The organism is Streptomyces sp. NPDC044064, assembly GCF_056434245.1.
Genome location: NZ_JBWKFN010000003.1, coordinates 355,910 through 369,500, shown reverse-complemented (window position 1 = coordinate 369,500; position 13,591 = coordinate 355,910). Strand labels below are relative to the sequence as shown.

Annotated in this window: 13 protein-coding genes; 5 read left to right on the top strand and 8 right to left on the bottom strand. The window is 69.8% G+C overall.

Going from position 1 to position 13,591, the window contains the following annotated elements; genetic code table 11:
* The first annotated feature begins 88 nt into the window (after positions 1-88).
* The 3 genes from AC07DS_RS07175 (at position 89) to AC07DS_RS07165 (ending at position 3,701) form a co-directional block, all read left to right on the top strand.
* Complete coding sequence (locus tag AC07DS_RS07175; RefSeq protein ID WP_479143407.1) at positions 89-613, top strand: PadR family transcriptional regulator; 525 nt, start codon at positions 89-91, stop codon at positions 611-613.
* The gene (locus tag AC07DS_RS07170) at positions 610-1,299 is read left to right on the top strand and encodes an ABC transporter ATP-binding protein (protein WP_479143405.1); all 690 of its coding nucleotides are present in this window, start codon (positions 610-612) and stop codon (positions 1,297-1,299) included. The genes AC07DS_RS07175 and AC07DS_RS07170 overlap by 4 nt, the downstream gene beginning before the upstream one ends.
* An 83-nt stretch (positions 1,300-1,382) precedes the next feature.
* Positions 1,383-3,701, top strand: coding sequence for an ABC transporter permease (locus AC07DS_RS07165; RefSeq protein ID WP_479143571.1), 2,319 nt, complete (start codon positions 1,383-1,385; stop codon positions 3,699-3,701).
* A gap of 52 nt (positions 3,702-3,753) precedes the next feature.
* Here the strand turns inward: AC07DS_RS07165 and AC07DS_RS07160 are convergent, their stop codons facing one another.
* The 4 genes from AC07DS_RS07160 to AC07DS_RS07145 all read right to left on the bottom strand — a co-directional run bounded on the left by AC07DS_RS07160 (position 3,754) and on the right by AC07DS_RS07145 (position 6,670).
* Complete coding sequence (locus AC07DS_RS07160; protein ID WP_479143403.1) at positions 3,754-4,182, bottom strand: hypothetical protein; 429 nt, start codon at positions 4,180-4,182, stop codon at positions 3,754-3,756.
* Between the two features lie 4 nt (positions 4,183-4,186).
* Positions 4,187-4,573, bottom strand: a complete 387-nt coding sequence (locus AC07DS_RS07155) for a roadblock/LC7 domain-containing protein (RefSeq protein ID WP_186581798.1) — start codon at positions 4,571-4,573, stop codon at positions 4,187-4,189.
* A gap of 60 nt (positions 4,574-4,633) precedes the next feature.
* Positions 4,634-5,527: a MarR family transcriptional regulator gene (locus AC07DS_RS07150; RefSeq protein WP_479143401.1), complete on the bottom strand. Its 894-nt coding sequence runs from the start codon at positions 5,525-5,527 to the stop codon at positions 4,634-4,636.
* Positions 5,528-5,716: 189 nt separating this feature from the next.
* The gene (locus tag AC07DS_RS07145) at positions 5,717-6,670 is read right to left on the bottom strand and encodes a hydrogen peroxide-inducible genes activator (RefSeq protein WP_479143399.1); all 954 of its coding nucleotides are present in this window, start codon (positions 6,668-6,670) and stop codon (positions 5,717-5,719) included.
* Positions 6,671-6,806: 136 nt separating this feature from the next.
* Between AC07DS_RS07145 and AC07DS_RS07140 the strand changes: the two genes are divergently transcribed.
* Positions 6,807-7,361 carry a peroxiredoxin gene (locus tag AC07DS_RS07140; protein WP_097252652.1) on the top strand — a complete coding sequence of 185 codons (555 nt, stop codon included), beginning with the start codon at positions 6,807-6,809 and terminating at the stop codon, positions 7,359-7,361.
* Between the two features lie 3 nt (positions 7,362-7,364).
* The gene (locus tag AC07DS_RS07135) at positions 7,365-7,898 is read left to right on the top strand and encodes an alkyl hydroperoxide reductase (RefSeq protein WP_145884361.1); all 534 of its coding nucleotides are present in this window, start codon (positions 7,365-7,367) and stop codon (positions 7,896-7,898) included.
* A gap of 21 nt (positions 7,899-7,919) precedes the next feature.
* On the opposite strand, the gene AC07DS_RS07130 is transcribed toward AC07DS_RS07135, so the two are convergent.
* The 4 genes from AC07DS_RS07130 to AC07DS_RS07115 all read right to left on the bottom strand — a co-directional run bounded on the left by AC07DS_RS07130 (position 7,920) and on the right by AC07DS_RS07115 (position 13,011).
* The gene (locus AC07DS_RS07130; protein WP_479143397.1) at positions 7,920-9,272 is read right to left on the bottom strand and encodes an AI-2E family transporter; all 1,353 of its coding nucleotides are present in this window, start codon (positions 9,270-9,272) and stop codon (positions 7,920-7,922) included.
* A gap of 139 nt (positions 9,273-9,411) precedes the next feature.
* On the bottom strand, positions 9,412-10,104 hold the full coding sequence (locus AC07DS_RS07125) for an aggregation-promoting factor C-terminal-like domain-containing protein (RefSeq protein WP_186581797.1): 693 nt from the start codon (positions 10,102-10,104) through the stop codon (positions 9,412-9,414).
* A gap of 434 nt (positions 10,105-10,538) precedes the next feature.
* Entirely contained in the window at positions 10,539-11,864 is a 1,326-nt protein-coding gene (locus AC07DS_RS07120; RefSeq protein ID WP_145884360.1) for a PhoH family protein, read from the bottom strand.
* A gap of 373 nt (positions 11,865-12,237) precedes the next feature.
* Positions 12,238-13,011: an isoprenyl transferase gene (locus tag AC07DS_RS07115; protein ID WP_479143395.1), complete on the bottom strand. Its 774-nt coding sequence runs from the start codon at positions 13,009-13,011 to the stop codon at positions 12,238-12,240.
* Positions 13,012-13,591 lie beyond the last annotated feature (580 nt).

The following is a 13,591-nucleotide window of genomic DNA, read 5'->3' as shown; positions in this document are numbered from 1 at the left end:
GCACCTCCGTACCCCTCGCCCACCCTCGGCCATGATCTACACACTGCGCGTATACATGGTGCGTATACACGGTGTGTAGAGTGCTGCCATGTCCATCGGTCACACCCTTTTGGGGCTCCTGGAGTCCGGCCCCCGGCACGGCTACGACCTGAAGCGTGCCTTCGACGAGAAGTTCGGTCAGGACCGGCCGCTGCACTACGGCCAGGTCTATTCGACGATGTCCCGGCTGCTGAAGAACGGCCTCGTGGAGGTCGACGGGATCGAGGCGGGCGGCGGGCCCGAGCGCAAGCGGTACGCCATCACCGACGCCGGCGTCACGGACGTCGAGCGGTGGCTCGCGACCCCGGAGAAGCCGGAGGAGTACCTCCAGTCGACCCTCTACACCAAGGTCGTCCTGGCGCTGCTGACCCACCGCAACGCGGCCGACGTCCTCGACACCCAGCGCTCCGAGCACCTGCGCAGCATGCGGATCCTGACCGACCGCAAGCGCAAGGGCGACCTCGCGGACCAGCTGATCTGCGACCACGCGCTGTTCCACCTGGAGGCGGACCTGCGCTGGCTGGAGCTGACCGCAGCGCGCCTCGACAGGCTCCGTGCGGAGGTGGCCAAGTGACTCCTCCTCCCGGTTCCCTGCTCATAGCCCAGGACCTGCGCAAGGCGTACGGGCCGACCGTCGCGCTCGACGGCGCCGGGTTCTCCATCCATCCCGGCGAGGTCGTCGCCATCATGGGCCCCTCCGGGTCCGGCAAGTCGACGCTGCTGCACTGCCTCGCGGGGATCGTGCCGCCGGACTCGGGCTCGATCATGTACAACGGGCAGGAACTCGCGACGATGAGCGACGCCCAGCGCAGCGCGCTGCGGCGGTCCGAGTTCGGCTTCGTCTTCCAGTTCGGGCAGCTCGTACCGGAGCTGACCTGCGTGGAGAACGTGGCGCTTCCGCTGCGGCTGAACGGAACCCCGCGCAAGGCGGCCGAGAAAGCAGCGCTGGGCTGGATGGAGCGCCTCGAGGTCGACAACCTCAAGGACAAGCGGCCCGGTGAGGTCTCCGGCGGCCAGGGACAGCGCGTCGCGGTGGCGCGGGCGCTGGTCACCGGCCCCCGGGTGCTGTTCGCCGACGAGCCGACCGGCGCGCTGGACTCCCTCAACGGAGAGCGCGTGATGGAGCTGCTGACCGAGGCGGCCCGTTCGACCAACGCGGCCGTGGTGCTGGTCACGCACGAGGCGCGGGTGGCCGCCTACTCCGACCGCGAGATCGTCGTACGCGACGGGAAGTCCCGGGACATGGAGCGAGCTGTATGAACACCCGCCCGTCTCCCACCACCGCCCTGCCCGAGGCGCTTCGCGCCGCCCCCTTCTATTCCAAGTGGTCCAGGGATCTGGCCATGGGGGGCCGGTTCGCCTTCGCCGGCGGACGCGAGGGCTGGGTCCGGGTGCTGCTGACGGCGGTCGGTGTCGGGCTCGGCGTCGCGCTGCTGCTGCTGACGACCGCCGTACCGAACGCCCTGGCGGTACGGCACGAGCGCGACGAGGCCCGCCTGGACTACACCTACGACCAGAAGCACAGGCCGAAGGCCGCCGACACCCTGGTGATCTCGGACGCCAACTCGAACTACCGCGGCTCCGACATCCGCGGCCGTCTGGTGGAGCCCGAGGGGCCGCGGGCGCCGCTCGCACCGGGCCTGGCCAAGTACCCGGCGCCGGGCGACATGGTCGTCTCCCCGGCGCTGAAGCGGCTGCTCGACTCCGCCGACGGGAAGCTGCTGCGCGACCGGCTGCCGTACCGGGTGGTCGGGACCATCGGCGAGCCCGGGCTCATCGGCTCGCACGAACTCGCCTACTACGCCGGCGCGAAGAACCTGGCACCGCGCATCAACGGCTGGCAGACGGCCCGGATCAGCGCGTTCGGGAATCCGCATCCGAGCCCGCCCGACAAGACGGACCCGGTGCTGATCCTGCTGGTGCTGGTCGTCTTCGTGGTGCTGCTGATGCCGGTCGCCGTGTTCATCGCCGCGGCCGTACGGTTCGGCGGCGAGCGGCGCGACCGCAGGCTGGCCGCGCTGCGGCTGGTCGGCTCCGACAGCCGGATGACCCGGCGGATCGCCGCGGGCGAGGCGCTCGCGGGGTCCATGGTCGGGCTGGTCTTCGGCACCGTCTTCTTCCTGCTGGGCCGCCATCTCGCGGGTTCGGTCGAGATCCTGGACATCAGCGTGTTCCCCAGCTATCTCAACCCGTCGCCCGCGCTGGCCCTGCTGGTCGCCGTGATCGTCCCGGCGGCGGCGGTGCTGGTCACCCTGTTCGCGATGCGCGGGGTGGTCATCGAGCCGCTGGGCGTGGTCCGCACGGCCAAGCCCTCGCGGCGCCGGCTGTGGTGGCGGCTGCTGCTGCCGCTGGGCGGCCTCGCGATGCTCGCCCCGATGATCGGCCAGGGCCGGTCGAACGGCGAGTTCAACCAGTACCTGGTCATCGGCGGCGTCCTGCTGCTGCTCGTCGGCGTGACCGCGCTGCTGCCCTGGGTCGTCGAGGCCGTGGTCGCCCGGCTCGGCGCGGGCAACGTCTCCTGGCAACTGGCGGTACGGCGACTGCAGTTGAACAGCGGTTCGGCAGCCCGCATGGTGAACGGCATCGCGGTCGCGGTGGCCGGGGCGGTCGCCCTGCAGATGCTGTTCGCGGGCGTCGCGGGCGACTACACCAAGGTCACCGGCCAGAACGTCCAGCGGACGCAGATGCAGGTCCAGATGGCGCGGGGCAGCTCCTTCCTCTCGGCCACCGACAAGTTCGCCGCCACCAAGGGCGTACGCAAGGCCACCGCGCTCGGCGGTCTCTCGGTGGGCGACCGGAGCTGGAACGGCGAGAACGGGCCGAACACCTCGACGAGCGTGACCGTCGGCGACTGCGCCGCGCTGCGCGAGGTGGCGCGGCTGACCTCCTGCCACGACGGGGACGTCTTCGTGGCCCGGGGCGGGGACAAGGGGATGGACTCCGAAGTGGCCAAGCTCGCCGAGCCGGGCCGCAAGCTCTACTTCGACACGGGCAACGGCTTCTACAAGGGCCGGGACTTCGTCTGGTCCGTGCCGAGCGGCCTGCAGCAGGTCCGCGCGACCAAGGGCCCGAACGACAACACGGACAGCGGCTTCCTGATGACCCCGGCCGCCGTGCCGCACCGGATGACCGGGCTGGTCAGCGGTCAGGTGTACCTGTCGCTCGACGAGTCGGTGCCGGACGTGCACGAGTACGTCCGCAACACGGCGGCCCGGATCGACCCGCTGGCGGACACGATCGTGTGGGCCTCCACCGAGCAGTCCACGAAGTTCACCTCCATCAGGACCGGCCTGCTCGTCGGCGCCACCTGCGTGCTGGCGCTGATCGGCGCGAGCCTGCTGGTGTCCCAGCTTGAGCAGCTGCGCGAGCGCAGGACGCTGCTGTCGGCGCTGATCGCGTTCGGCACCCGGCGGCGCACCCTGGGCCTGTCGGTGCTGTGGCAGACGACGATCCCGATCGCGCTCGGCCTGCTGCTCGCCTCGGCCGTGGGCCTGACGCTGGGCGCGGTGCTGCTGAAGATGGTGGGCGCGACGGTGGGCGTCGACTGGGCGAGCGTCCTGACGATGACCGGCATCGGCGCGACGGTCGTCCTCGTGGTCACCCTGCTCAGCCTGCCGCCGCTGTGGCGGCTGATGCGCCCGGACGGCCTGCGCACCGAGTAGCAGGCCCACCGCATGGGCCCTTCCCCGCCGGGAGGGGCCCATGTCCGGTTCCTCACAGGCTGTGTTCGCGCACCACCCTGCGCGCCTGGGCCAGCAGCATGCCGACGTTCACCGACTTACGGCAGACGACTACCGCGACGACGTCCTGCTGCTCGTTCATCCTGACGAACAGGTGGGTGAGGTTGTCGCTGTTGACGAGGATCTCCTGGAAGAAGTGGGTGTCGTCGGTGGTCCCGCGGCGCTCCTTGAAGATGTCCTCGATCATCACGACCGTGCGCCCCTGGAACAGGTCGAGGGTGGCCCCGGCCAGCAGGTCCAGGACCTCGGGCGGGTGGTTGTCCACGGTCTCGTACGACAACAGCATGCCGGTGGACATGTCGACCACGCCGGCCGCCACGCAGTCCGGCGCGTTCGAGCGGAGCGACTTGACCAGGCTCATCACCTGGTCGGAGAATCCCGGGGTCATACGCTTCGTCGCCATCCCTTCACACTCCTTCGGTGGTCTTCTCGGTCAGGATCGAGCCGATGCGGTCGAGGGCCGGCCGGGTCGCCCGGTGCAGGCTCTCCAGGTCGAGTCCCTCGTCACCGAGCACGACCATCAACGCCGTGTCGCCGACGGCGTAGAACGCGGCACATCCGTGGCTGCCATAGGCCACCGTCTGCCGCAGCACCCCGCGCGAGGTGGCCTGGGTGGTACGGCGGGCGAGGCCGAGGCCGGCCGCGGCGAGGGCCGCGAGGCCCTCCGGGTCTATCGACTCGGCGGTGTCGGCCGCGATGAGCAATCCGTCGGCGGCCGCGACGGCTGTGTCGGTGATGCCTGTCACCTGTTCCCGAAGCCCGCGCATCTCCAGCGCCAGCGCTTCACGATTCATCTGGTGGAACTCCCTTGTTCTTCGGTCGGGTCCGGCCGTCGCGGCGGGCCGTCCGCCCCTCTACTCGGCGGTTGTGTGCCGCAGCCGGAAGAACCCTTTCCAGCTCGTCCCGTTCCGGGGCGGGGCGAGGGCTTCGGTGATGCCACTGGCGCCGGGCTCACGGCGCGGCAGGACGGTGGGCACGGGGGGTGGCTCGGGCGGTGGGTCGCGGTGCCGCACGGCCCGTACCTGCGGGGGCAGCCGGACGGGGATCTCCGCGGGCGCGCCGGCGCACTCCAGAAACCCCTCGGCGAGCATCCGCGCGACCTCCACCGTGACGGTGTAGACACCCCGGCCGACGCAGAAGGCGAGGTCACGCGCGGTGCGGCGGCCGTCGGCGCGGGCGAGCAGATCCTGTTGGAGCCCGCTCAGCGGGCGGCCCGTCGGTGCGGCGGGCAGCGGGCGTTCCCGGTCGGGTCCCACCGGGTACGGCAGGGTGGCGAGGGCGGCCAGTTTGCGGGCCGCGTCCTGCACCAGCCGGGCCGGTGTCTCGCCGACGGTGACGGGGGCGTGCGGTTCGGTGCCGACGATGCGTTCGCAGCCGTCCACCCGGCCCGCGACGACGGCGAAGGCGGCGTCGTGGAGCGCCATCACGCACACCACCCTGAGCTGAGCGGCTCCGGCGTAGCCGCGGGCGACCAGCGCCGCGGCCGGCCAGCGCGCTCCGTCGGACTCCCGTACCAGCTCGGCCCACCGCTCGGCGTCGATGCGGTCGGTGCGCAGCAGCAGCACTTCCGGGCCGGGGGCACCGGGACTCTCGGCCGCCACCACGAGTCCGTCCCGCAGATGGAAGGTGCCGCCGGGCCGGCCGGACACCCGCAGCTCTCCGGTGAACCGTGCGTGCCCGCAGGCCGTGAGGGCGTGCGCCAGCCGGTCGTAGCCGACACGGCCCAGGGCGTCCCGAACGTCCGACATCACTCCCCTTGGCTCTTCGCACACACGCGTGACGCGTCGCACTGAGGGGGTATGTGTATCAGTTCGTAGGCATATTTCAGTCAGGCCTTTCCGACCTGCCCCGAGCTGGCGGAAGTTGACGGTTGGTGCCGTCCAACTCGCTTTACCGGAGGCTCATTTGATCGATTCCGGTGCGCGGGCGCCCGCCCCTCAGACGCCGCCGTCCCACACCCGGACGGGCAGCGGCCCCAGGGCCTCGCGCAGGGCGGTCGCCAGCTCCTCGTACTCCGCGCCGCGGGCCGCGCCGGTGCGCATGGCGAGGGCGATACGACGGCTCGGGGCGGGCTCCGCGAAGGAGCCGGTGAGCAGCCGGCTGCTGCGGGTGGTCTCCACCTTGAGGGCGGTGCGCGGAAGCAGCGTGCAGCCGAGGCCGCCCGCCACGAGCTGGACCAGGGTGGAGAGCCCGGCGGCCGTGGTGGTGACCGGCGCATCCTTCCGCCCCGCCTCCCGGCAGATGTCCAGCGCCTGGTCGCGCAGACAGTGCCCCTCGTCCAGGAGCAGCAGGTTGAGCTCCTTCAGGGCCTCGCGCGCAATTCCCTCGCGGCCGCCCAGCCAGTGGTCCAGCGGAGTGACGAGCACGAAGTCCTCGTCGAACAGCGGGAGTTCCACGACCCCGGGCACACCGAGCGGGACGGCCAGCAACAGCAGGTCGAGCCGGCCGGTGTTGAGGCCGTCGATGAGGTTCGCGGTCTGCTCCTCGTGCACCTGGAGGTCGAGCTGCGGGTACCGCTCGTGCACCAGCCGCAGCACGGTGGGCAGCAGGTACGGCGCGACGGTCGGGATCACCCCGAGCCGCAGCACCCCGGTGAACGGGGCCCGGACCGCTTCGGCCTCCTCCAGCAGTGCCCCGACCTCGTCCAGCACCGCCTTCGCCCGTACGGCCAGCCGCTCACCGGCGGGCGAGAGCAGCACCTTGCGGGTCGTACGCTCGAGGAGGGTCACGCCCAGGGTCTCCTCCAGCGCCGAGACCGCGCCGGACAGGGCGGGCTGGCTCATCCCGATGGCGGCCGCCGCGTCCCGGAAGTGCAGATGCTCGGCCACGGCGGCGAAGGCACGCAGCTGTGCGAGGCTCGGCTGCCTCCGTTTGCCGTTACTGATGGTCACTGATAGCCACCTCCGATCAACAAGACCGAGTGTAGCTATTTCACTAATCAATGCACCCTGTGCCACCATCGACGGCGTCCAACCCATACGAGAAAACGCCCTCAAAAGGGGCTTTTCTTCGCTGCAAGGAGAGCTAGTGCTCACTGTCGGTGACAAGTTCCCCGAGTTCGAACTGACCGCCTGCGTCTCGCTGGAGAAGGGCAAGGAGTTCGACACGATCAACCACAAGACCTACGAGGGCAAGTGGAAGATCGTTTTCGCCTGGCCCAAGGACTTCACCTTCGTGTGCCCGACCGAGATCGCCGCGTTCGGCAAGCTGAACGACGAGTTCGCCGACCGTGACGCCCAGGTCCTCGGCTTCTCCGGTGACTCCGAGTTCGTCCACCACGCCTGGCGCAAGGACCACGACGACCTGCGCGACCTGCCGTTCCCGATGATGGCCGACTCCAAGCACGAGCTGATGCGCGACCTCGGCATCGAGGGCGAGGACGGCTTCGCCAAGCGTGCCGTCTTCATCGTCGACCAGAACAACGAGATCCAGTTCTCCATGGTGACCGCCGGCTCCGTCGGCCGTAACCCCAAGGAGGTCCTGCGGGTCCTGGACGCCCTGCAGACCGACGAGCTGTGCCCCTGCAACTGGAGCAAGGGCGACGAGACCCTGGACCCGGTCGCGCTGCTGGCCGGTGAGTGACCCATGTCGCTCGACTCGCTGAAGTCCCGCGTCCCGGACTACGCCAAGGACCTGAAGCTCAACCTGGGCTCGGTCATCGGCAACTCCGACCTGCCCGCACAGCAGCTGTGGGGCACGGTGCTGGCGACCGCCATCGCCTCCCGTTCCCCCATCGTCCTGCGTGAGCTGGAGCCCGAGGCGAAGGCGAACCTCACGCCGGAGGCGTACACCGCGGCCAAGTCCGCGGCCGCGATCATGGCGATGAACAACGTCTTCTACCGGACGCGTCACCTGCTGTCCGACCACGAGTACGGCACGCTGCGCGCGGGCCTGCGGATGAACGTCATCGGCAACCCGGGCGTGGAGAAGGTCGACTTCGAGCTGTGGTCGTTCGCGGTCTCCGCGATCAACGGCTGCGGGCTGTGCCTGGACTCGCACGAGCAGGTGCTGCGCAAGGCCGGGGTCGACCGTGAGGTCGTCCAGGAGGCGTTCAAGATCGCCTCTGTGATCCAGGCGGTCGGTGTCACGCTGGACGCGGAGGCGCTGCTCGCTGAGTAGGCCGTCGTGCCGGGGCCTCGCTCACTCCTTGTGGGCGAGGCCCTCGGTGTTTCCCAGGGCGTCCCCGGGGGCTGTGCCCCCAGACCCCACGTCGGCCCGAACGGCCTCGTCCTCGAACGCCGGACGTGCTGACTGAAGCTGAGCCTCCTGCGAGTACTGCCGCAGATAACCCACCACCGTGTTCGTCACCGCGACCAGCGGTACGGCCACCACCGCACCGCCGATGCCCGCCACCATGCCGCCGGTCGCCACCGTGAGGACCACCGCGAGCGGGTGGACACGGACCGCGCGGCCCAGGATGAACGGCTGCAGGACGTGGCCCTCGATCTGCTGGACGGCGAGGACCACGGCGAGGGTCATGACGGCCGCGAAGACGCCCTGCGTCACCAGCGCCACGATCACCGCCAGCGCGCCGGAGGCGACCGCGCCCACGAGCGGGATGAACGAGAACAGGAAGATGAAGACGGCCAGCGGGACCGCCATCGGCACGTTCAGGAAGTAGATGCCGATGCCGATGAAGATGGCGTCGATGAGGGCGACCAGGACCGTGCCGCGGACGTAGGCCGTGAGGGTGCGCCAGGCACGCGGGCCGGCACCGGCCACGCCCGGGCGGGCGGCGGCGGGCACCAGCTTGAGGAACCACTGCCAGATGCGCTCGCCGTCGTAGAGCAGGAACAGCGTCGAGAAGAACACCAGCAGGATGCCGGTCAGGGCCTCGACGATGACCTGGACGCCCTCCAGGCCGGCCGAGGTGATCTGGTCGGCGTTGGCGCCGATCGCCTCGCGGAGGTTCTTGGCGATCTGGTTGATCTGCTTGTCGGTGACGTGGAACGGGCTCTTCAGCAGCCAGTTGCGCAGATCGTCGATGCCGCTCTGGATCTGGGTGGAGAGCGTGTCGATGTTCTCCATGACCTGCCAGGTCACGAACCAGCCCATCAGGCCCATGATGACGAAGCCGAGGATGGCGGTCATCGCGGTGGCCGGACCGCGCGGCACCCCGCGGCGCCTGAGCCGGGCAACCGTCGGCTGGAGCAGGGCGGTGATCAGCAGGGCGATGACGAAGGCGAAGACCACCAGTTGTACGGCGCTGATGACCCGCATGAGGACCCACACCGTGCCGGCGAGGACCAGCAGCCGCCAGCCGGCCTCGGCCGCGACGCGCACACCCCAGGGCACCGCCTCGGCGGGGTCGGGGCGGGGGCCGGACGGGACGGGGGGCCGGGGCGCCGGCACCACCGGGTCGGCGGGCCGCTCGGCGCGTGCGGGTTCGGGGACGGTGTCCTTCTCCACCTCGGCGCGGCGCTCGTCCAGCCGCTCGCTCATCTCGGTCAGCCCGGCACCGAGCCGGCCGAGCCACCCTGGCACTCGCGACATGATCCGTCCTCTTCCCCCGCGTCCCCGGGTGTCCGCCACCACTCCCCCCTGGAGTCGATCGAGTACGACCGTACAGGGCGAAAGCCCCTCCCCCTAGGACGGGGAGGGGCTGCGCAGGGTTGAGCGAGAACCGGGTGGCCTAGTACCAGTGGTTGGCCTGCCAGAACGACCAGGCCTCACAGGGGCTGCCGTACCGGCTGTTCATGTAGTTGAGGCCCCACTTGATCTGGGTGGCCGGGTTCGTCTGCCAGTCGGCACCGGCGGACGCGTACTTGCCGGCGGGCAGGGCCTGGAAGAGACCGTAGGCACCGGAGGAGGCGTTGGTCGCGTGGTAGTTCCAGCTGGACTCGTGGTCCACGATGTTGCTGAAGCACTGGAACTGGCCGCTCGCGACCATCTGACGCGCCATCGCCTGGATCTGCGCGACGGTGTAGTTGCTCTGGACGGGGAAGCTGGAGGAGTCGCGGGTCGACCGGGTGGTCGCCTTCTTCGCCTCCGCGCGGGCCTTGGCTTCCTTCTCCGCCTTCTCGGCGGCAGCCTTCTTGGCGACCGCGGTCTCGGCGGCGGCCTTGCGGGCGGCGGCCTCGGCGTCCTTCTTGGCGCTCGCGTCCGCGGCGATGGCCTGCGAGTCGGCCTGCTGCGTCAGGGACGCGGTCTGCACCTGGGCCTGCTGACCCGCGGGTATGTCCGCGAGGAGCGTGGTGTCGGCTGCCGTCGCCTCTGCGTCGTTGGGCTGCGCGGTGCTGCCCGAGGCAACGCCGACAACGCTTCCGACGGCGGTGACCGCGGTGGCCGATGCCACTGCGAATCCCCGGACCGAAATCCGGCTCACACGGTTTCCTTCCAGCATCGCCCGCTTCGGTGACCCTGGCGGACGCAATCGTGCCCCTTGGCACTGGCCTCCCAACTGCGGGGTCACGGGAGGCGCGGGCCCGGTGGGCAACTCCCGCGAAAGGAGTGCCACGTGATGCTCGGGCGGCATACGACGACTCTATGGAGTTGAAGTGGTGCTTCTGTGGTGCCGTACCGCTGGGGGTACAGGTGTGTCGTATGCGGGGCCTGACAGGAGTGAGACTCTGCCGTAACCCCACACCGGGTGGCAATTCCGAGTTGCGTGTGAAAGCTCACACCTCGTTTGCCCCTAGGGATTTCAGGAAACCCCCACACGCGAAGGCGCCGCCCGGCTAGGCTCTTCGCCTTTGCCGGACGGCGCCAACGGGTGTCGGGCGCAAGTCAGATGTACGTCAGACGCACATCAGATGTACATCAGATATGACCGTCCTCCAGCATTTCGGTCACAAGCGCCGCAATCTGGGACCTCTCGGAACGCGTGAGCGTGACGTGCGCGAAGAGGGGATGTCCCTTCAGCTTCTCCACGACGGCGACCACACCGTCGTAGCGGCCTACGCGCAGATTGTCCCGCTGTGCCACGTCGTGGGTCAGAACGACCCGCGAATTAGCGCCGATTCGGGACAGAACGGTCAGCAGGACGTTGCGTTCCAGCGACTGCGCCTCGTCGACGATCACGAACGCGTCATGCAGGGAGCGGCCCCGGATGTGGGTCAGGGGCAGGACCTCCAGCATCCCGCGCGCGGTGACCTCCTCGATGACGTCGCGGCTGGTGACCGCGGAGAGCGTGTCGAAGACGGCCTGCGCCCACGGGCTCATCTTCTCCGCCTCGCTGCCCGGCAGATAGCCCAGCTCCTGCCCGCCCACCGCGTACAGCGGCCGGAAGACCATCACCTTCTGGTGCTGACGGCGCTCCAGGACCGCCTCCAGACCCGCGCACAGCGCGAGCGCCGACTTGCCCGTGCCGGCCCGGCCGCCCATCGAGACGATGCCGACGTCCGGGTCGAGCAGCAGGTCGAGCGCGATGCGCTGCTCGGCGCTGCGGCCCTTGATGCCGAACGCCTCCCGGTCGCCGCGCACCAGACGGACGTTGCCCTCGGCGGAGATCCGGCCGAGCGCCTTGCCGCGCTCGGACTGGATGGTCAGGCCGGTGTGCACGGGGAGGTCGGAGACCTCCGGGACGTACACGTGCCCCTCCTCGAAGAGGATGTCCACCTGCTCGCCGGAGAGCGTCAGTTCGGACATACCGGTCCAGCCGGAGTTCTCCGTGATGGCGAGCTCGGCGCGGTACTCCTCGGCCAGCAGACCGACGGAGGAGGCCTTGATCCTGAGCGGCAGGTCCTTCGACACGACGGTGACGTCGTACCCCTCGGCCTGCAGGTTCCGGGCCACCGCGAGGATGCGGGAGTCGTTGTCCCCCAGGCGGTAGCCGGTGGGCAGCACGCTGGGGTCCGAGTGGTTGAGCTCGACACGGATCGTTCCGCCCAGCTCCCCGATCGGGATGGGGGCGTCGAGGCGACCATGCTTGACCCGGTAGTCGTCCAGCAGGCGGAGGGCCTGACGGGCGAAGTACCCGAGCTCGGGATGGTGCCTCTTGGCCTCCAGCTCCGTGACCACGACGATGGGGAGCACGACCTCGTGCTCGTCGAAGCGGGTCAGGGCGTTCGGGTCGGCCAGCAGGACGCTGGTGTCGAGAACATACGTGCGCCGGTCTGACTTGTGGCGCTTTGTGCTGGTCACCACGGAAGGACGTACCCCCTCGGATGAGGTCGGGGAGCGACGAAGTGGAAGCCGGGCCGGGAGGGAAGGAGCATTGCGACCGGTCCCTGGCCCCCGCGAACGGCGGGCCGGACACCGGACCTCCGCGGCTGCTTCCGCGCAGTGACCGCACGGTCGGGCTGGTGCAAAGGGCCTCCCGGGCGGACGGCCCCGTGCCGCCCGCTGAGATCCGACGCCCGTGGTTCGGGCGTCGACCTGCTTGGCTTATGCCCTCGAACATGCACCGCCATGCAAAAGCGGCCAACAGCGCGCCGGTGAACTCCTTGTTACTTGCGCCCCAACCGGGGTGAACCGAACACTCCGCCCCAGTGCTGACGGGCAGGGTGTTCGAGTCGGCTCAGCCGCCGTAACGGCGGTGACGTGCCGCGTAGTCGCGCAGCGCGCGCAGGAAGTCGACCTTGCGGAAGGCGGGCCAGAAGACTTCGCAGAAGTAGTACTCGGAATGCGCGGTCTGCCACAGCATGAATCCGGACAGCCGCTGCTCGCCGCTGGTGCGGATCACCAGGTCCGGGTCGGGCTGGGCTCCGGTGTAGAGATGACGGCCGATCATGTCGATGTCGACGGACTCGGCGAGGTCGTCCATCGACACGCCCTTGTCCCGGGCGTCGAGGAGCATGGAGCGCACGGCGTCGGCGATCTCCTGGCGGCCGCCGTAGCCGATGGCGACGTTGACCACTATCCCGTCGACGTGGGCGGTGTTCTCCTCGGCCTCCTTGAGGGTGCGCTGCATCCCGGACGGCAGCAGGTCGCGGGTGCCTACGTGGTGCACCCGCCAGCGGCCGTCGGCGGCGAGGGTGCGGACGACGTCCTCGATGATGCCGAGCAGGGGACCCAGCTCGTCCTGCGGGCGGTCGAAGTTGTCCGTGGACAGCAGCCACAGGGTGACGACCTCGACGTCGGTCTCGGTGCACCAGCCGAGGAACTCCTCGATCTTCTCGGCGCCGGCGCGGTGGCCGTGCACCGTGGTGGAGCCGGCGGCCTTCGCCCAGCGGCGGTTGCCGTCCATGATCACACCGATGTGCTTGGGCACCTGGTCGTGGTCCAGGTGGCCTTCCACCCGGCGTGCGTAGAGCCTGACGAGCAGGCTGCGCAGCGTGTCGCGCACGTTCACGGGACCCTCCGGGGGTTGGGCGGGTTCTGAGCGTACCCCTTGCTTTCGGCTTGGTTCGGGCTCGGGGTTTGGGGGTTCGAGGGCGTGGTTCGCGGGGTTCGTGCGGCCCGGTGGGGGCTCGTCGCGCGCAGGCGGCGGAGCCGTACACCGGCAGGCCCCTCACCCCTGGGCGGGGACGCCCGTCCCTCGTTCCGAAGTTCCGGGAGCGCCCCATGAAAAAACGGGCCGGTCCGTGGGGGGGAGACGGACCGGCCCGAGGGGGGGTTTCCACCATAACCCTTCGTAAGGGATGGTGGGTGCATCGGCGCGATACAACTACTCTCCGGAATCATCCGACGACGCCCCGATGCACGCGGAAGGATGGATTCCGGGGCATTTCATGGCCGATTCACAGCGGAATCCCAGGCGATCGGGGCTCATATGGAGAGATCGAGAGGTTTTGGGGCGCCTTGGGGATGGTTCGGCGAGTTGTCCGAGGGTCCCTCCGATGGGCTACCCGGGCAGCGAACGGTGACTTGACGGTTCCGGTACGCGTCCGGCCCGGCATCGCGGCACCGCACAGCCCCCTCCACTGCGCGGT

What these genes read in the sequence shown, in the direction of transcription:
- AC07DS_RS07135 (WP_145884361.1), top strand. Translation starts at nt 7,365, where the DNA reads ATGTCGCTCGACTCGCTGAAGTCCCGCGTCCCGGACTACGCCAAGGAC.
- AC07DS_RS07175 (WP_479143407.1), top strand. Translation starts at nt 89, where the DNA reads ATGTCCATCGGTCACACCCTTTTGGGGCTCCTGGAGTCCGGCCCCCGG.
- AC07DS_RS07160 (WP_479143403.1), bottom strand. Translation starts at nt 4,182, where the DNA reads ATGGCGACGAAGCGTATGACCCCGGGATTCTCCGACCAGGTGATGAGC.
- AC07DS_RS07165 (WP_479143571.1), top strand. Translation starts at nt 1,383, where the DNA reads ATGGGGGGCCGGTTCGCCTTCGCCGGCGGACGCGAGGGCTGGGTCCGG.
- AC07DS_RS07150 (WP_479143401.1), bottom strand. Translation starts at nt 5,527, where the DNA reads ATGTCGGACGTTCGGGACGCCCTGGGCCGTGTCGGCTACGACCGGCTG.
- AC07DS_RS07130 (WP_479143397.1), bottom strand. Translation starts at nt 9,272, where the DNA reads ATGTCGCGAGTGCCAGGGTGGCTCGGCCGGCTCGGTGCCGGGCTGACC.
- AC07DS_RS07155 (WP_186581798.1), bottom strand. Translation starts at nt 4,573, where the DNA reads ATGAATCGTGAAGCGCTGGCGCTGGAGATGCGCGGGCTTCGGGAACAG.